This window comes from Pedobacter sp. V48, assembly GCF_000523515.1.
Classification (GTDB): domain Bacteria; phylum Bacteroidota; class Bacteroidia; order Sphingobacteriales; family Sphingobacteriaceae; genus Pedobacter.
In genome coordinates, this window is the sequence record NZ_AWRU01000002.1 from 68,108 (window position 1) to 86,421 (window position 18,314).

The window sequence follows — 18,314 nt, forward strand, 5'->3', positions numbered from 1 at the left end:
TAACTTGCGTGCAATAGTATTAATTATACGGGACGAATGAATTTAAGGTACGCTGTAAAAACTGCATTCAGCATTTTTTCACTGGTAGCATTTTCTATTGGAGTGTTTGCTCAGGAAGTACAGCCCGGTACCCAAACAAATGGAAGTATCCCAAATAATATCATTACCGCGGTGCCTTTCTTGTTGATTACTCCTGATGCCCGGATCGGAGGAATGGGAGATGCTGGAGTTGCAATTAGTCCGGATGCAAATGCAATGAGCATAAACCCTTCTAAATTAGCTTTTTTAGAAAAGCCATATGGATTTTCCGCATCTTATAGTCCTTGGTTAAAAACCCTGGTTCCTGATATTAACCTGGCCTATTTAAGTGGTTTTTACAAACTTAATGACGAAAGTACGATCGGGAGCTCTTTAAGGTATTTTTCTTTAGGTGAAATTCAGTTTGTAGATGTTAACCAGCAAGATCTTGGCGTGTACAGTCCAAATGAGCTTGCGTTGGATGTAACCTATGCCCGAAGATTTGGTAGCTCGTTTTCGTTAGGTACATCATTAAGGTACATTTATTCCAATTTGTTGTCAGGTCAGTTTGCAGCCGGACAACAAACTCAGGCTGGTTCAGCAATTGCGGTTGATGTTTCCGCATATTACAAGAAACCGACCATTTTCCTGGGTAAAGATGCGATCCTCTCCGCCGGAGTTAACATCTCTAATATCGGAACAAAAATCAGTTATGTGCAAGGTGGAGAAAAGAATTTTCTGCCCACAAACTTTAAAATAGGAGGGGCCTCAACCTTTTTAATCGACGACTATAATCAGTTTACCTTTGCGCTTGATTTCAATAAACTTCTTGTGCCAACTCAACCGATTTATGATGAAAATGGCGGTATAGTAGCGGGTAAGGATCCGGATCGCTCAGTACCATCTGGGATATTTGGTTCATTTAGCGACGCCCCGGGCGGTTTTTCAGAAGAATTAAGGGAGATTAATATAGCCGCCGGTGTTGAGTATTGGTACAATCAGCAATTCGCCCTAAGAGCCGGCTATTTTTATGAAAACCCGCAAAAGGGAGATAGGAGATATTTTACGCTTGGTGCCGGATTAAAATACAATGTCTTCAATATTGATTTTGCGTATCTGGCGGCCAATGCACAAAAGAGTCCATTGGCAAATACATTACGTTTTACATTGCTTTTCAATTTTGGCGATGCCAAATAACAGTATATAACAACACAATTAAACAAATGAAAATTAAAGTAGGGTTCGGGTTCGATGTGCATCAGTTAAAAGATAATCACCCATTTGTAGTAGGCGGAGTTAATCTGGAACATCATAAAGGAGCTTTTGGTCATTCCGATGCGGATGTTTTGCTCCATGCAATTTGCGATGCCTTGCTAGGCGCTGCAAATTTAAGAGATATTGGCTTCCATTTTAAGAATACCGACCCTCAATGGAAAGGAATAAGCAGTCTGATCCTCCTAAAGGAAAGCGTAAAGCTGCTTAAAGACAAGGGATGGCAAATTGGCAACATCGATGCAATGCTTTGCCTGGAAGCGCCAAAAATTAATCCTCACATCCCCCAGATGCAAAAAAATATAGCGGAAGCAATTGGAATGTCCATTGAGGATATTTCTATAAAAGCGACCACCAATGAACAGATGGGCTTTATTGGCAGGGAAGAGGGGGTTGTAGCCTATGCGGTATGCCTTATCGAAAAATAAAAAATAGGTATTATTCGTCAAGGTATCCAAATTTACCCTGGTTGTAATCATTTATTGCTTGCTGTATCTCTTCTGGCTTATTCATTAAAAAAGGCCCGTATTGAGCAATAGGTTCATCTATCGGCTCGCCGCTTAAGACCAGAATGATGCTATTTTCTAAAGCTTCAGCTTCTATTAGGGAACCGTCATTTTTGAAATGAACGAACTGATCGGCTTTGGCAATTTCAGCGCCATTAATTTTTACACGCCCCTCTATAATTATAAAACCAGTATTATACGTTGCAGGAAAATCAAAATATACCTTACCTCCTTCATTTAACCGGGCATTGAATAAATTTAGTGGGGTAAAGGTACTTGCAGGCCCTTTGATTCCGTTGCATTCACCTGCAATTACCTCAATTTCACCAGCTCCATTATCCAGATTGTACTTTGCCATATCGCTATGCCTTACCTCCTGATATTTTGGTGAGGTCATTTTATTTTTTGCAGGTAAGTTCACCCACAATTGAATCATTTGAAAGGCCCCGCCTTTTTTACTGAACTGCTCTTCATGATATTCTTTATGCAATATCCCACTTCCGGCAGTCATCCATTGAACATCACCAGGGTAAATAATACCGCTATTGCCAGCACTGTCGTGATGTGCCACTGCGCCATGATACACAATGGTTACCGTCTCGAACCCTCGATGGGGATGAACGCCCACACCTCTGGGTTCATTACGTGCTGAGAATTCTATCCTGGCGTTATAATCCAGCAGAAAGAATGGGCTCATTTTAATTTTATAACCTTTTGGGAAAAAATTGTGTACCCTAAAGCCATCGCCAACCATATGAGGTGCCGGCGCATTTAAAATGGCCGACACCGTTTTAGTTTTTGCTTCCATTTGTCGCTCTAATTTTTTATGGATGCTTGGTTTTAATTGTTTAGGCTTGTTTTACAAACTGTAATTCACCTGCTATTTTTACTGCCTCACTAACCATAACACCACCAGTTTCTAATGCCGCATTCCATGTTAAACCAAAATCAGTTCTGTTTATTTTACCACTTATCGTAAAACCAGCTTTTGTATTGCCCCATGGATCAGTTGCGATACCACCAAATTCAGCATTCAATTCTACTGGTTTAGTCACACCTTTAACAGTCAGATTTCCATTTAAAATGTAATCATCACCGTCTTTAGTTAATGAGGTAGATTCAAAAGTGATTTTAGGGAAATTTTCTGCATCAAAGAAATCAGCACTTTTTAAGTGAGTGTCTCTGTCAGCATTTCCGGTATTGATAGATGCTGTTTCACCTTCAAAAGTAACCTTTCCGTTTTCGAAATCATCACCTTCTGAAGTTAATGTTGCGCTGATCAAATGCAAACTACCGGTTACAGTAGTAATCATTAAGTGTTTAACTTTAAATTGTAGTTCGCTGTGGGTCGGGTCTAAAACCCATTGTGTAGTTGCCATAATATTGTTTTTTTTAAGTTGTTCTTTAATTACAACACAAAATTACAACTAGATGTTTGGCCTCACATTGACCTATGATAAGAAAATACTAAGGTTTAAAATGCTTATGAGCCAGGTCTTTACGAACCCTGCTTAACGACTCAGGTGTAATGCCTAAATAAGAGGCAATCATCCACTGTGGCACCCTTAATGTAAGATTTGGATATAATTTTATAAAATTCAGATAGCGTTCTTCGGCTGTAGCACTTAAAAGCATATTGATCCTTTTCTGCATAAACCTAATCGAATTATTGAGCATGGTGCTATTCAGGTCACTCATGCAGGGAACATGCTTTGCCGCGTCGTTCATAAAATCCTTGTTCACGGCAATAGCCGTTGTAGGCTCAATGGCATCAATAAAAAACTCTGAGGCTTCATTGAACATCCCATTACGTTCGGAAAGCCACCATTGTTCGGGGGCAAATTGAATAATGTGTGTTTTTCCCTTACTATCTATTGAATAACTGCGTAACAGACCGCTTAAAACAAAAAAGCCATGAGATAAAACTTCGCCCTTCATCAGGATCATCTCGTTTTTATCGAAGGATTTTACTTTAAGTTTGTCAGAAATGAGGCCAAACTGCTCATCAGTTATCGCTACTTTGTTTTTTAAATAATTTTTAAACGGCTCCAGTAAGGCTGTCATAGATAAAATCTATTTTTTGTCTATTTTAACATTGGAAAAATCTACACCACACTTGCAGTTGGAACCACAGCCGCCATTTTTAGGGGCTATTGAGCGATAAACGATGCGGCCAACATAAAATATTGCTCCCGCAAAAAGTATAATTACCAGAATAGTCTGAATATCCATATCCCAAAATTAGTTAATGCCTGCTTCTCGCAGGTCTGTTAATTGTAAATTTACTTTTCCATGAGCCCAATCGTACCGCCCACCCAATCAAAGTCTTTATTGTATCTCACCCCAATCATTTTGCCTCTGCTTAGGCGTGCCAAATTAATGCACAACTGGGGCTCTTGATCATCCGCCCATAAATACATCAATCTGATTTCCAGTTTTACCCCGCCATCGGGCGATTGCACAATAGGCTCATAAACAACTTTTCGCTGAAGTATCCAATTCTTCGGGTCTTTAATTTCAGCTATGTCCGCTTTTGTTACATCAATAATAACACCCATGCCTGCAAAAGAAAACAAAGGTTTTAAAACATAGTTTTCAAGATCTGAAGGTATTTCAGTTAAAGTATCCAGAAAATGAGTTTCTGGTACAAACTCACTCTTCAAAAAGGGCATGGTATATTTACTGATCCTGTAAAACCAGTTGGGATGTGTGATCCATTCCACATCAATTTCCGACCTGGGATCAAAGCTTTGTTCAAAAAGATCTGTTTTATCCTCAACTTCATCAAAAATCAATCGGTTGTAAATCCTTTTTAACTGTATTTTTTTTCCTTCCTCTTTATAGAATAGCGCATTCCCTTCTTTAAAGATATCTGTAAGGCTCAGAATTTTTATCCCTAAATATTTTTGGGTAATTAAAAAATCAATGGCTGTTTTTTGATTCGGTGCATCAATATCCATTAGCGCTACCTCCTCAGGTGCGTAATCGCCAATAATTACCTTTTTAAGTAGGCTGATGTATTTCTGCTCATCAAATCCATTAAAAAACGGGGTTAAACCTGAAGGCAATTCATATGACTGTTTATAAACGCCCGCCAGCTCAGGCTGAAATCCATATAAGGAGGGGAAGCCCTGCATTTCAATAAGCTTTGGTGTCAAAAGGCCATTAGCGTCTTTGCATATCCCAAAATCGAATGTTAAAAAATGAGGGTGTTCATTTTCGTTTGGCACATTCCAATTTGGGGGAATGGCACCTTTAGTAAGTGCTTTAAAATTAGGCTGTTTTATGAGTTTAATGATTTCCTCCCCCGCATCAATTAGTTTCTTCTGCAGCGCAGAGGGAATAAACACGGGAGTTTCGGCAACTCTAAAAGGTATGCTTGTTAATCCGGATTCCAGAACTTTTAAAAAGCTTTTGTACTTCTGTTCAGTGAAAGCACTGTTAAACTGGTCTCTGTATTTACTAATCATAGTTATGCTTCCTGTAAGGCATTTAATGCCTCAGTTAGAAAATTAGGCAGAATAACACTTTGTGTGAGTTTGATTCTATCAGGATTGTCAAGACTTAATAACATGTCTTCATATTTCTCCTGACCATAACTCTCGGTAATTGCTTTCTTCTTATCATCTTGTAACAGATACATTTTCATCCCAACAGGATCTGCCTCGGGATGAAACTGTGTTCCGACTATTTCGTTGGTAAAACGAACTGACATTACGCAACGTTCCAAATCAACATGGGGCCTTTCTTTTTCCAAAGCCAATACCTTGGCCTGGGAGTTGGAAAATAGGACATCATCAGGATTTATGACCTGCCAGTCACGACTGTCAACGGCATATAGCGGGTTAGGTAAGCCATTAAAAATTAAATCATTTTCCCCTTCTTCAGTTAAAAAAACAGGAAAAATGCCAAAAGCGGTCGATTTTCGTCTGATCACTTCCCCAACATGATACTTCCTGCAAGCCATTTGAAAAGAGTGGCAAATTAAAAAAACGTGTTTTTTTTGTTGGCTGATCTTATTGTGGTTTTCTATTTTGTTTAGCAGGTTAAAAAAGTCATGCTCCCATTTCTCACCCACACCATCAAATGGACTTCCCGGGCCCCCGCTTGAAATATAGATGTCATAATGCTCATCAGGGATTTCTCCCCGCTGTCTTAAGTCAAAAATATCATACCCCAGATCAATCTCATTCTCCCTGCGATAGCGCAACAAGATTTCCTGTATCCCACGCATTCCCTGGTTGGTGACACCATTATTCATGTCAATTACGGCAACCCTAATCTTATTTCTATCTATTATGCTCACTGCTTAGCCCCAATTAATGTTTGAGTAGTAATGTAATCTACTACGGCCTCAAAGTTACCATTTTGTTCGTAAACAGCCAATTGCCTGTCTGCCCCGGTTCCATTCTCAAGTATTTTAAGCACATAGTTGATCTCATTTCTGCAGCCCAGATCATCTACCACATCGTCAATAAAATCCAATAATTCCAATATCAGATTTCTGCAGTTTACCTCCATTTCCTTACCAAAATCAATGAGATTCCCGTCAATGCCATAACGGGCAGCCCTCCATTTATTTTCATTTATCAGGGCTCTGGAATAACTAATAAATTTCATATTCTGCAGGCGTAGTTTATATAACTTGGCACAAAGCGCCTGAAATAAGGCGACAAAGGCCATGGTTTCATCAATCAACATCGGGCAATCGCAAATCCTGAATTCTATGGTTTCAAAGAAAGGGTGCACCCTGATGTCCCACCATATTTTTTTGGCATTGTCAATGCTATTGGTCTTAATGAGTAGCTTAACATAGTTGTCATAATCTTCAATGCTATTGAAAATATCTGGAATTCCGGTTCTGGGGAATTTATCAAACACCTTAGTTCTGAAAGATTTATATCCCGTGTTCCTGCTTTCCCAGAAGGGTGAATTGGTAGATAGGGCAAACACATGCGGTAAAAAATAGCGCACCTGGTTTGCAATATGAATGGCAAGCTCCCTGGATTGGAAACCTACGTGCACATGTAAACCAAAAATCAGATTAGATCTTGCAGCCTCCTGTAATTCATTTACGATTTCACTATAACGTGGATGCTCCGTGATCAGCTGTTTTTCCCAATGAGAAAAAGGATGCGTGCCTGCAGCACCAATTCGTAATCCCTGTTCGCCTGCTAGCTGCGAAACGGTATACCTTAATTGTGAGATTTCGGCTCGTGCCTGCTCCGTGTTTTTACAAATTCCTGTTCCAACTTCTACAACAGCCTGATGCATTTCCGCTTTAACCTGATCTTTGTGTATTTTTTGTGCCGCTTCAACTATTTTTTGATCATGTGAGGTAAGTTCACGGGTTACCGGATCCACCACCATGTATTCTTCTTCTACACCAAGCGTAAATTCATTCATCATAATTCATTCCCTCCTGTTTATCCCTGATTATTTTTTTGTAGCAGGTGCTTTTTTGGGTTTAGCTTTACCCACTAATGGTAACCCCGCTGCCGAGGCTTTAACATACTCTCCCCATGTTAAATTGTCTTGCCCGTCAATTTGAGCCTTTGCTCTTTCTATTGCATACTGCGCGGAGGTTTCCACAACCCAATCAAAATTCTCCTGACCAACGCTGGTCACTTCTGCATCAGGTGCCGGATTGCAGAAATCAATGGCATAAGGTATCCCATCGCGTACCGCAAACTCTACCGTATTAAAGTCATAACCCAGAAACTGATTCAGCTTAATTACATATTCATGAATGGTTTTTAATAATTTCTCGCTCGAAGGTGGCGTGTTTACCTGGTAGCGTAAATGAAAAGGATTGCGTGGTTCGTATTGCATAATCCGAACATATTTGCCGCCAATGCAATAACATCTGAAATATTCATCAAAAACGATTTCTTCCTGCAGCATCATCACTGTCTTTTTTGTCTGACTATGTTTGTCAAAAAAATCTTCAATATCATGTAGCTTGTAAACTTCTTTCCATCCTCCACCGTCAAAAGGTTTCATGTATGCCGGGAAACCTGTGTATTCAAAAATAGCCTCCCAGTCCAAGGGAAATGCCAGGTTGCTGAACGATTCGTCAGAGGTGTCATCAGGTTGTTCGTAAGAAGGTATCAAAGCCGTTTTGGGGACAGGAACTCCAATTTTTACGGCCAATGCATTGTTAAAAAATTTTTCGTCGGCGCTCCACCAAAAGGGATTGTTTATTACCGCGGTTCCTGTAATTGCGGCATTCTTTAGCGCAGCACGATAAAAAGGAACATCCTGCGATATTCGATCGATAATCACTGCATAGTCCAATGCTTTAGCCTGAAATATTTTATCAATATTCACAAATTCGGCTCTAATGTCCTTTCCTGCAATCTCATTTACGCGCTTTACAAAAGCCTCGGGGAAAGATCTTTCTTTGCCGAACAGTATTCCGATTTTTTTCATGGTATATATTTTTAGATGTTTTTAGTTAAATGATAATTGTGATAGGTATTCTGGTAGCATCTTTCGCCATATAGGCCAATCATGATCTGCATTTTGCCTTACATCCAGCCAATGATTAATTCCTTTATTGGTTAATATCTGCGACAATCTTTCATTATCGGCCTTGCAGATATCTCTTTCTGCAGTACCCAGTATTATTTTCATGTTCCACAGCTCCGGATTATTGTCATTCGGTAAAAAGTCTACCGGATTATTAAAGTAAACCTCATCATTATAAAATCCGTCCAATTGTGCGCTAATATCAAAAGCTCCACTCAAGCTAAACATATGACTGACGAGCCAAGGATGCCTGAAGGCAAAATTTGCTGCATGATATCCTCCAAAACTACAGCCCGCAGTGATGATTTTGGAATGCCCTGTTTCCTGACGGGCCATTGTCGAAACCTCTTCCAATAAAAATTTGTCGTAACAAATATGATTTTTTACCCTGTCGGCCGGATGGATGCCCTTGTTGTACCAGCTCAAACCATCAATGCTGTCAACACAGTAAACCTTAACTTTCCCTTCATCTATAAACCACTGAATAGATTCGATCATTTTGAAGTCTTTATTTTCAAAATACCTCCCCATGCTGGTAGGAAAAAGGAGGATTGGATAGCCGCTGTGCCCAAAAGCGAGCAATTCAAAATCGGCACTTAAGTTATTGCTGTGCCACTTTTTATATTCCTCTTTCATCCCCATAAAATTTAGATGCTTTAAGATAAGAAATAAAGAATATTAAAAGCAAGCAACCTGCTTATTTCTTACACTAAATATCATTTATAGTTTCCCCCGCAACATCTAGGACACCGCCAAAGAAGAAAAACATTGTAGCTTTAGCAGATCTTTTGGAGGTGCTTTGTGTAGAGCAAGTAATAATAACAATAAATTGCCTTCATCATTTTATAACGGTATTGTTAATCGGATACTTGTAATGTCGATGGTTCTAATGGTAGATATCTCTTTCAGCTCTTAGTGTCTAATCCTTAAGGATCAATGTAGGCTAAAAGAATATTCGAAACATAATTGTATGGATTTGTTTTAAACAACAGTTCAAGGGGGATCGGTGACATTGGTCAATTGAAAGAACGCTCCATTTTGGAATCGTGGGGACACACCTACTAATAAAAGAAAATCAAATCTTAAACACTGTGCACGCCAGCGATACAACATATGCGCCGACAAAAGAAAAATAAATTCAGGAAACAACATAAAAGGCTCCTTATATCAAGTCAAATTCAGCAGCATTACCAAAGAAGCTTTATAGGGTATTTAGGGAAATTTTGGTCTTTTCCAATAATTGTCAACCCTTCAACGATTGCTTGAGAGATGATCATTCTATCGAAAGGGGGCCCGATGATGAAATTCCAAACCAATCAAGCCAGCGGAATGTTCAAAAGTTAGGGGAAGAAATTCAAAGCCATTTTTTATTGCCTGTAGCTGTAACTCTTCATAAGAAATTCCTAATTCCAGCTTTCCAAGACTTATCTTAATGGCAATTTCCCAAAATGAAACAATACTGACATAGCTCAATTGCCTATTGTCTTCAACAGCCTTTCTTGCTTTGGCCGATAAGTCATCACTTCCATTCAAAAGCCAAAGAAAAGTATGCGTATCCAGCAGATATGCCATTACATATACTCCTTAAAGTCTTCTAAAGGGGCATCAAAATCATCAGACAACGTGATCTTACCTTTTAGACTGCCAAATTTAGCGACACCAGCCTTATGATCTTTTCTCTTCGCCTTTTCCATCAAAAAATCTATAAAGACAGGCCCTTCATATTATGCTAAATCTCTGTTTGATATAAAATTACACACCAATTATTTTAATTTTTGCTAAGAGTATTACTTTTGCAGTGCATTTGAGAGAAGGGAAATTGCTGAATTATGTATACTACACTAACACTTCCGGAAGTTATTAAAACTGAAAAAAACATACCATCTAAATACCTTAAAAGAGGAGTAGAGCTTGAAATCTTTGTTCCAGACAACCTTTTGGGGAATGAACAATTAAATCTGCTGTTGTTAAACGATGGTCAGGATACAGAAGAATTAGAGTTGCAACACACACTTGCTGTCCTGTATGGCCAAAACAAAATAGAACCCCTGGTCGTAGTGGCTATAAAAGCTTCAAAAGATCGTTTACAAGAATACGGAGTTGCTGGTGTACCTGATTTTCAGGATAGGGGAAGCAAAGCGCAGGCTTATACAGATTTCATTATTAAAGAGCTTATTCCTTTCATACAAACCACAGTTGAGTTTCCGATAAATGGGAAGCGTGCTTTTGGGGGATTCTCGCTTGGCGGATTAACTGCGTTTGATATTGCCTGGAATAATGATAACTACTTTGATGCTGTCGGTGTTTTCTCAGGATCATTCTGGTGGCGTAAAAAAGACCTTAAAGATGGTTATACAGATAGCGATCGTATTTTGCATCAGCGAATTATTGATACGGAGGTCAAACCGGAATTAAAGTTCTGGCTGATGACAGGTACTGAAGATGAGCTTGCCGATCGAAATAAAAACTTTATCATCGATTCCATTGACGATACCATTGATGTGATCAAAGAGCTTTTAAAGAAAGGCTACAAGAGACCTGATGATATCGCGTACTATGAAATGGTCGGAGGCAAACACGAATTAATGACCTGGGCCAAAGCCATGTCGCCATTTCTAATATGGGCTTTTGGGAAGAAGAATCTTTTTTAAATCTGTCCGAGTGCCTGAATCTGATCCGAAGGGTAAATAAATACACCCTTTTTATCCGTTAATGATTCTTTAAGCATCGCCGAGGCAACAGTTTCAATTTTAATGCTCCTGTATTTTTTCAAACTCCCAATTAAAAGTGGGTTTAGGACACGCATCAGACCTATCAAAATTCTTTCTGCACCGCGTTTTTCTTTGCGGTCACCATCAAGCAGCGAAGGACGATAAATATAAATGCTTTTGAAGGGGATCGCCTTTAGATCTCTTTCTACCTCTCCCTTGGTTTTGGGGTAGAATAAGGATGAATTGATATCTGCACCCATTGAAGAGATTAAATGATATGAAGTCGCTCCATTATTTTGCGCAATCGAGCCAATGTCTAAAGGGTACCAGTAGTCAATTTTTTTATATTGTACTTTATCCGGGGTTTTACTGTTTGTGGTACCCAAACAACAAAATACGACATCTCCGGTAATGTCTGCGGCGTACTGAGTGATATGATCAAAATCAACAACCAGTTCTTTTAGCTTTGGATGTTCAATATTTAACTTTTTTCGCCCAATAGCGAGCACCTCACTATAATTAGGGTTATTCAGTAATTGTGCCAGCAAATTATTGCCTATCAATCCAGTCGCACCAAGTAATATTGCTTTTTTTGACATTTAAAGGAACTTATTTTTGAATATCTATGGTTTCATCCGATTGGTCTCCGCTTCCGGCTTTATAAGAATAATCCCTTGCTTTTTCGTCGGCAAGCTCATTACCCTCATGTTCGTTTTCACAGTTCTCATCCAAACGGTCATTCCACTCATCTAGTCCTGTTTTGCTGTGCTGGTCCACTTTTGGCGGATTTTTTTTGTCGGTTTTTTTTGTTTTGCTCATCACTATCGTAATTTAGTATATATGAAACATCTGAAGGTATACATTGTTTAAAATTAAAAAGAGTTAAATGCCTCTTAACTAATGTACTGAAATCTCGATAATTAATCTTATCTTTGCGCCAAAAATTAGTAGCATTTTATGCAAAAAATAAGAAATATAGCTATCATAGCCCACGTTGACCACGGTAAAACTACACTGGTCGATAAGATCTTACACTCTTGTTCAATCTTCCGCGATAACGAACAATCGGGAGATTTAATACTTGATAACAATGATTTGGAGCGTGAGCGCGGTATTACCATCGTGTCAAAAAACGTTTCGGTTCAGTATAAGGACGTTAAAATCAACATTATTGATACCCCTGGTCACGCCGATTTCGGTGGTGAGGTAGAGCGTGTATTGAAAATGGCTGATGGTGTATTGTTATTGTGTGATGCTTTTGAAGGTGCCATGCCTCAAACACGTTTCGTAACTCAAAAAGCTTTGGCTTTAGGTCTAAAACCTATTGTTGTGGTAAATAAAGTTGATAAAGAAAACTGTCGCCCTGAAGAAGTTTACGAGCAGATCTTCGAATTGTTCTTCAACTTAGAAGCAACAGAAGAGCAACTTGATTTTCCTGTAATTTACGGTTCATCTAAACAAGGATGGATGAGTACTGACTGGAAAGTACCTACAACAGACATTTTCGCACTTTTAGATACAGTTGTTGCTAAGATTCCACCTGCACCAACAAACGATGGTACTTTACAAATGCAAATTACCTCTTTAGATTATTCATCTTTCGTAGGTCGTATTGCAATTGGTCGTGTACACCGTGGTGTAATTAAAGAAAACCAACCGGTTACTTTGATTAAACGTGATGGTAAAATGGTAAAATCAAGAGTAAAAGAATTATATACTTTCGAAGGTTTAGGAAAAATCCGTGCCACTGAAGTAAAATCTGGTGATATCTGCGCAGTTGTAGGTATTGATGGTTTTGACATTGGTGATACTATTGCTGATTTCGAAGCTCCTGAACAATTGCCTGTAATCAAAATTGATGAGCCAACAATGAACATGTTGTTCACTATCAATAACTCACCATTTTTTGGTAAAGAAGGTAAATTTGTAACTTCTCAACGTTTAAAAGAGCGTTTATATAAAGAAATTGAGAAAAATCTTGCACTTAAAGTGGTAGAAACTGAGTCTCCTGATTCTTATTTGGTATATGGAAGGGGTATTCTCCATTTATCAGTATTGATCGAGACCATGCGTCGCGAAGGATATGAAATCCAGGTTGGTCAGCCACAGGTAATCATCAAAGAAATTGATGGTAAAAAATGTGAGCCTATCGAGACCCTGATCGTTGATGTACCGGGAGAAGTTGCGGGTAAAGTAATTGAATTGGTAACACAGCGTAAAGGTGAGTTATTGATCATGGAACCAAAAGGAGATTTACAACATCTAGAATTTGATATTCCTGCACGTGGTATCATCGGTTTAAGAAATAACGTGTTAACTGCTACAGGTGGTGAAGCGATTATGGCGCACCGTTTCAAAGCATACGAACCTTGGAAAGGTGTTATCCCTGGTAGATTGAATGGGGTATTGGTTTCTATGGAAAAAGGAAGTACTACAGCTTATTCAATTGATAAATTACAGGATCGTGGTCGTTTCTTTGTTGATCCGGGAGTAGATATCTACGAAGGACAAATTTTAGGAGAGCACATCCGTGATAATGACTTGGTCGTTAATATTGTAAAAGGTAAAGCTTTAACTAACATGCGTGCTTCTGGTACAGATGATAGTCAGCGTATCGCTCCGGCAATTAAATTCTCTTTGGAAGAAGCTATGGAATACATCCAGGCTGATGAGTACATCGAGGTAACTCCGTTAAGCATGCGTTTACGTAAAATTCACTTAACTGAAGCTGCACGTAAGCTTAATAAAATTGTATAAATAGGAAATTTTCTATTGATAAGTCATAAAGCCTGTTTCGCAAGAAACAGGCTTTTGTTTTTTGTTATTTTTGCATTTTAATAAAAGATACTATGGAATCATTAAAAGGTAAAAACGCAATAATTACTGGAGCAGGTAAGGGAATAGGAAAAGCATTGGCTATTGCTTTGGCACAGGAAGGCGTCAATGTAGGTCTAATGGCCAGAACAGCATCGGATTTGCAGATTCTTGCAGAGGAATTAAAGCAATATGGGGTTAAAACAGCAATTGCAACAGTAGATGTTTCTGATATTGAAAACGTTAATGCCGCGGTTACAAAGGTTAAATCTGAATTGGGTGTAATTGACATTTTAATTAATAATGCCGGTACTGCTTCTTTTGGACCATTCCTTGAATTGGAACCATCAAGATGGGAAGAGATTGTTAAAGTAAACTTGTTTGGGGCTTATTACACCACCAGGGCAGTTTTGCCTGAAATGATAGAAAGAAAAACCGGTGATATTATTAATATCTCCTCTACAGCAGGTAAAAATGGCGCGGCAGTAACCAGTGCCTATAGTGCTTCAAAATTTGGTCTTATTGGAATGTCAGAGTCGTTAATGCAGGAAGTGCGCAAGCACAACATCCGCGTAAGCACGCTGTTGCCAAGTACCATCGCAACCGATATGGCTAAGGATCTTAAATTGACGGATGGAAATCCCGATAAGGTGATGCAACCGGAAGATTTTGCCGAATGGGTTGTTGCCCAGTTAAAATTAAACAGGAGAGTGTTTGTAAAAGAAGCGGGTCTTTGGTCTACAAATCCGTAACCTGGCTATTCAAATAAGAACCTAAAGTAGGCATCCGGATTTTCCAGAAAACCTCTGGTTAAACGGTAATGCTCCGTTTCTTCGTAGCAGGTCTCTTTTAGTCCGTCTTCACCGAAATTAAAGATTTGTGAATTAGGATAACAAAGAAGCATCGGGGAATGAGTCGCAATCAGAAATTGCGCCCTTCCCGATCTTTCGAGATTATTGATGATTGACATAAAGGTCATCAGTCTGGTTGGCGACAATGCCGCCTCAGGCTCATCCAGGATATAAATTCCACTCTGAAACTGATTTTGAAAAAGCGCCAGAAATGATTCTCCATGTGATTGATGATGAAGCGATTTTCCGCCATACGCCTCAAGTATCCTCGGATCAGATAGGGCGATTTCATCTATGTAATCTGCAAAGTTAAAGAAGCTTTCTGCTCTCATAAAAAATCCTTCAGTAATACGTCTGGGTATCCATTGTAAGCCCAGGTGTTTTGTTAATGGATTTTCATAGCCTTCAAAATTATGTCCGGTATTTAAGTTATGATTGCGATTTCCTCCGCGCAGGTTAAATCCACAATGTTCTGCAAGTCCTTCCAGTAGGGTAGATTTGCCTGAACCATTTTCTCCAACAAAGAAGGTAACATTGCTGTTTATTTTTAACGTTATGCCTTGCTTAAACGCAGGGATAGAAAATGGATAATCAGGTGCATCTATTTTAGGTAACGATATTTGACGCAAAAAAGGCATTTATGAAACTAATCGTTGGTTCTGCGGTGGCGGATAAAATATTGAGCCAGGTTAATCCCGATAAAAATATGGTTAATCAGGTTTGGAATTAAACCATAATATTTTGTGAAGATGTGAAATCGTTCTTTAAGACTAGCCAGGTGCTTTTTCTTAGAAATTCCGCCTACCAGATACTTGGCCACATAAATATGTGTATTCACAATACTCGAAGCATGTTTGGCAGCTTTAATGATCCAGTCAATATCGGCGCTATATTTATATTTCAAGTCGAAAGGTTCTGCCAGGCTTCTTCTAACATAGATGGCCTGGTGACTGACACTCATTCCATACCTGAAGCTTTGCCAGTCAAAGTGTTCAGGTGCATGGTGTCTTCTTTGACCCAAGCTGATCCAGTCCTGGTCAAACATTTCAGTTTCGCCATAATAAATATCTGCCGATGCAGCACTCTGAAATACCTCGGTTACCGTTTCGGGGGCATAAATCTCATCCCCGGAATTCATGAAAAGTACATAATCTCCGGTTGCGAGCGCTAGTCCTTTATTCATGGCATCGTATATGCCTTTATCGGGTTCAGAGATGAACTGGGCTAGCCTCGATTTATAATTATAGATTTTTTCTACCGTACCGTCTTTCGACGCACCATCAATAATGATGTATTCAATGTTCTGATAAGTTTGATTCAGCACAGACAGCATGGTGCGTTCAATATCCTTTACATTATTATAAACGATAGTAATAACACTTAACTTTGGCTGCATGTGGCTGTGAATCTAAAAAATTATCGGGGTTGTAAATCTATCAGTGACTGATACAATAATAAGTGTTTTTCTGCAATTACTTGCTCAGAGAATTGATTTAAAATTGTTCTTCTTGCTTCTTTCTGAATTTCAGGAGCATTTTCATCGTGGTATAACCACTCTATGCCTGTTGCAAGGTCTTCAGATGATTCGTATTCTGCCAGGTATCCGTTTTCAAGGTGTCTTACCATATCTGGTATTCCGCCTGTTTTAAAGGCCACTACAGGCGTAGCGCAGGATAAGCTTTCCATTACCGTGTTCGGCAGGTTATCTTCAAGAGAGGGGGTTATAAATGCATCTGCAGCCGAATAACACTTGGCCAGATGTGCATCATTACTAATGGTACCTAAGAATGTTGTTTTAAACGGAAACTCCGGCATTTCGGCATTATCCTTATTGCCAAAAATCACCAGTTCTATATTCTCTTTAATAATCCCAGGTCTTGTGGCAAGATCATTCAGTGCATCTATTAAATAAGATGTGCCTTTATGCTTGTCATTTTTAGAAGGCATAAAACCACTCATCAGTACAAACTTATTCGGATCTATCTTAAGTATTTTTTTGGCTTCAGATTTTACATAAGGTTTAAAAACCTCAGTCTCAATTGTGTTTGGGATAACCGTTACCTCTCTAAATCCCATTAAACTGCTCAGTTTAACTGAATCGGCCATCCATCTGCTGGGAGCAACAATATGACAGTTTAATTCCGAGTAAGCTTTTTTCTTACGCAACCATGTTTTGTGCGAGAAGTCATTTTTACCGCTCGAGCGAAGTAAAGGGCAGTTCCCGCATTCCTTAAAATAATTTTCACATGAATAACGTACATGGCACCCGCCTGTAAAAGCATTGCTGTCATGAAATGTCCAAACTACGGGTTTCTCCAGCTCATCAATTTCTGCCAGAAATTTTGGAGATAAGAACCCGTGGTTAATCCAGTGCAGGTGTATAATATCGGCCTCTTTTACGGTCGGATGGTCAATTACTGAAGTGCCAAACCACTGTAGCGAGAAAGGTGTTTTCACCGCTTTGGCCACGGCTTTAGATAAATAACGTTCGGAAAGGATATTAAACACGGCTCTTGCTTTTGCAAAGGGCCCCTTACTAAAAGTTCCCGTTTTTGAGCTTTCGCTGAACTGAAAGTAAACCATTACTTTAGATTCGATGCCACTTGCATTCAGTGCATCACTTAATCTGAGGCAGGCCCTTCCGGCGCCTCCATTACCTTCGTATGTATTTAGGTGTACTACTTTCAATGAATCAAACTTAGATAATTGTTTCCTTTTTAAACGGTTATACAGCCTAAAATAATATATATTTTCAATCTTTATTAAATTCTTGTGTATTTTCGTCAGACTTTGATTTTTTACAGACTTTAGGCAAAAGTCCTGTAATGATCGTCTATTTATAAGAACTAAGAAAGCAATATGGGTAACCTGTTAACCGACAGACAGTTTTGGGTAAATTATTGGGAAAGCAAAACCGGATTATCGGTTAGTATTCCCGAAAACTATCTTTTTCATAAAGAACTGGCAGATATTATTAATGGCCAAAAAGTTAAAACGGCTATTGAGTTGGGCGGTTTTCCCGGATATTATGCCGTGTTTCTGAAGAAGTATTTTAAACTTGATGTTACCCTGCTCGATTATTTTGTACATCCACCGGTTACCAGCGCTTTATTGCAGGCCAATCAACTAAACGAAACGGACATCCATATTATTGAAACGGATTTGTTTAATTATCCCCCGGAGCAACAATATGATCTTGTTTTATCTTGTGGTCTTATTGAGCATTTTAATGATACTGCCGACATCATTAACAGGCACATTAATTTTGTAAAACCAGGGGGGACCTTGTTTATTACCTTGCCTAACTTTAAAGCTTTAAACGGATGGTTTCAAAAGAACTTTGATAAGGAGAATTACGATAAACACAATATTGATTGTATGGATCCCAGGCTGCTCGAAAACATTTGTAAGCAAGCGGGTTTAAAGGTGATAAAAGCCGAATACTTTGGGCATTTTAGTTTATGGCTGGAGAACCAGCAGCAAAAGTCGGCAGGAATAAGGCTGTTAAAAAAATCACTGTGGCTGGCCGGCAAAATATTCACCAAGATATTCCCTTTCAATTCCAAACAGCTTTCGCCTTACATCATTTTAGAAGCAAGAAAGCCTTAGAT

At 39.0% G+C, this 18,314-nt stretch carries 22 protein-coding genes; 6 read left to right on the forward strand and 16 right to left on the reverse strand.

What is annotated here, in order from left to right:
* The first annotated feature begins 36 nt into the window (after positions 1-36).
* Positions 37-1,215 (forward strand): type IX secretion system outer membrane channel protein PorV, encoded by a 1,179-nt coding sequence (gene porV / locus N824_RS01655; RefSeq protein ID WP_048903413.1) that lies wholly within the window; start codon positions 37-39, stop codon positions 1,213-1,215.
* Positions 1,216-1,241: 26 nt separating this feature from the next.
* Positions 1,242-1,718, forward strand: coding sequence for a 2-C-methyl-D-erythritol 2,4-cyclodiphosphate synthase (gene ispF, locus N824_RS01660; protein ID WP_048903414.1), 477 nt, complete (start codon positions 1,242-1,244; stop codon positions 1,716-1,718).
* A gap of 10 nt (positions 1,719-1,728) precedes the next feature.
* Here the strand turns inward: ispF and N824_RS01665 are convergent, their stop codons facing one another.
* The 11 genes from N824_RS01665 to N824_RS28840 form a co-directional block, all read right to left on the reverse strand.
* Complete coding sequence (locus tag N824_RS01665) at positions 1,729-2,604, reverse strand: pirin family protein (protein WP_048903415.1); 876 nt, start codon at positions 2,602-2,604, stop codon at positions 1,729-1,731.
* A gap of 40 nt (positions 2,605-2,644) precedes the next feature.
* Positions 2,645-3,175, reverse strand: coding sequence for a YceI family protein (locus N824_RS01670; RefSeq protein ID WP_048903416.1), 531 nt, complete (start codon positions 3,173-3,175; stop codon positions 2,645-2,647).
* A gap of 88 nt (positions 3,176-3,263) precedes the next feature.
* Positions 3,264-3,860 (reverse strand): Crp/Fnr family transcriptional regulator, encoded by a 597-nt coding sequence (locus N824_RS01675; protein ID WP_048903417.1) that lies wholly within the window; start codon positions 3,858-3,860, stop codon positions 3,264-3,266.
* Between the two features lie 9 nt (positions 3,861-3,869).
* Entirely contained in the window at positions 3,870-4,028 is a 159-nt protein-coding gene (locus N824_RS28835; protein WP_084498153.1) for a FeoB-associated Cys-rich membrane protein, read from the reverse strand.
* Between the two features lie 50 nt (positions 4,029-4,078).
* On the reverse strand, positions 4,079-5,266 hold the full coding sequence (locus N824_RS01680; RefSeq protein WP_048903418.1) for a hypothetical protein: 1,188 nt from the start codon (positions 5,264-5,266) through the stop codon (positions 4,079-4,081).
* A 2-nt stretch (positions 5,267-5,268) separates the two neighbouring features.
* On the reverse strand, positions 5,269-6,102 hold the full coding sequence (locus tag N824_RS01685; RefSeq protein WP_235206962.1) for a type 1 glutamine amidotransferase: 834 nt from the start codon (positions 6,100-6,102) through the stop codon (positions 5,269-5,271).
* Positions 6,099-7,205 (reverse strand): carboxylate-amine ligase, encoded by a 1,107-nt coding sequence (locus N824_RS01690; protein ID WP_048903419.1) that lies wholly within the window; start codon positions 7,203-7,205, stop codon positions 6,099-6,101. The genes N824_RS01685 and N824_RS01690 overlap by 4 nt, the downstream gene beginning before the upstream one ends.
* A gap of 27 nt (positions 7,206-7,232) precedes the next feature.
* On the reverse strand, positions 7,233-8,228 hold the full coding sequence (locus N824_RS01695) for a RimK family alpha-L-glutamate ligase (protein WP_048903420.1): 996 nt from the start codon (positions 8,226-8,228) through the stop codon (positions 7,233-7,235).
* A gap of 21 nt (positions 8,229-8,249) precedes the next feature.
* Positions 8,250-8,963 (reverse strand): esterase family protein, encoded by a 714-nt coding sequence (locus N824_RS01700; RefSeq protein WP_048903602.1) that lies wholly within the window; start codon positions 8,961-8,963, stop codon positions 8,250-8,252.
* 642 nt (positions 8,964-9,605) lie between these two features.
* The gene (locus N824_RS01705; protein WP_048903421.1) at positions 9,606-9,899 is read right to left on the reverse strand and encodes a type II toxin-antitoxin system VapC family toxin; all 294 of its coding nucleotides are present in this window, start codon (positions 9,897-9,899) and stop codon (positions 9,606-9,608) included.
* Positions 9,899-10,024, reverse strand: coding sequence for a DUF2281 domain-containing protein (locus N824_RS28840; RefSeq protein WP_255327397.1), 126 nt, complete (start codon positions 10,022-10,024; stop codon positions 9,899-9,901). The genes N824_RS01705 and N824_RS28840 overlap by 1 nt, the downstream gene beginning before the upstream one ends.
* 132 nt (positions 10,025-10,156) lie before the next feature.
* On the opposite strand from N824_RS28840, the gene N824_RS01710 reads away from it, so the two are divergent.
* Entirely contained in the window at positions 10,157-10,978 is an 822-nt protein-coding gene (locus N824_RS01710; protein ID WP_048903422.1) for an esterase family protein, read from the forward strand.
* Here the strand turns inward: N824_RS01710 and N824_RS01715 are convergent.
* Both N824_RS01715 and N824_RS01720 read right to left on the reverse strand, forming a co-directional pair.
* Positions 10,975-11,637, reverse strand: coding sequence for an NAD-dependent epimerase/dehydratase family protein (locus N824_RS01715; RefSeq protein WP_048903423.1), 663 nt, complete (start codon positions 11,635-11,637; stop codon positions 10,975-10,977). The genes N824_RS01710 and N824_RS01715 overlap by 4 nt on opposite strands.
* Positions 11,638-11,647: 10 nt before the next feature.
* Positions 11,648-11,857, reverse strand: a complete 210-nt coding sequence (locus tag N824_RS01720) for a hypothetical protein (RefSeq protein WP_048903424.1) — start codon at positions 11,855-11,857, stop codon at positions 11,648-11,650.
* 138 nt (positions 11,858-11,995) lie between these two features.
* Here N824_RS01720 and typA point away from each other — a divergent pair, with 138 nt between their 5' ends.
* Both typA and N824_RS01730 read left to right on the forward strand, forming a co-directional pair.
* Positions 11,996-13,795 carry a translational GTPase TypA gene (typA, locus tag N824_RS01725; protein ID WP_048903425.1) on the forward strand — a complete coding sequence of 600 codons (1,800 nt, stop codon included), beginning with the start codon at positions 11,996-11,998 and terminating at the stop codon, positions 13,793-13,795.
* 92 nt (positions 13,796-13,887) lie between these two features.
* Positions 13,888-14,604 (forward strand): 3-ketoacyl-ACP reductase, encoded by a 717-nt coding sequence (locus N824_RS01730; RefSeq protein WP_048903426.1) that lies wholly within the window; start codon positions 13,888-13,890, stop codon positions 14,602-14,604.
* A 5-nt stretch (positions 14,605-14,609) separates the two neighbouring features.
* Here N824_RS01730 and N824_RS01735 read toward each other — a convergent pair whose 3' ends face one another.
* From N824_RS01735 to N824_RS01745, 3 genes are read right to left on the reverse strand one after another with little or no spacing between them, the layout of a single operon-like run.
* The gene (locus N824_RS01735; RefSeq protein WP_048903427.1) at positions 14,610-15,341 is read right to left on the reverse strand and encodes an AAA family ATPase; all 732 of its coding nucleotides are present in this window, start codon (positions 15,339-15,341) and stop codon (positions 14,610-14,612) included.
* An 8-nt stretch (positions 15,342-15,349) separates the two neighbouring features.
* Positions 15,350-16,099: a glycosyltransferase family 2 protein gene (locus N824_RS01740; RefSeq protein ID WP_048903428.1), complete on the reverse strand. Its 750-nt coding sequence runs from the start codon at positions 16,097-16,099 to the stop codon at positions 15,350-15,352.
* Between the two features lie 20 nt (positions 16,100-16,119).
* Entirely contained in the window at positions 16,120-17,391 is a 1,272-nt protein-coding gene (locus N824_RS01745; RefSeq protein ID WP_048903429.1) for a glycosyltransferase family 4 protein, read from the reverse strand.
* A gap of 171 nt (positions 17,392-17,562) precedes the next feature.
* Here N824_RS01745 and N824_RS01750 point away from each other — a divergent pair, with 171 nt between their 5' ends.
* Entirely contained in the window at positions 17,563-18,312 is a 750-nt protein-coding gene (locus N824_RS01750; protein ID WP_048903430.1) for a bifunctional 2-polyprenyl-6-hydroxyphenol methylase/3-demethylubiquinol 3-O-methyltransferase UbiG, read from the forward strand.
* Positions 18,313-18,314 lie beyond the last annotated feature (2 nt).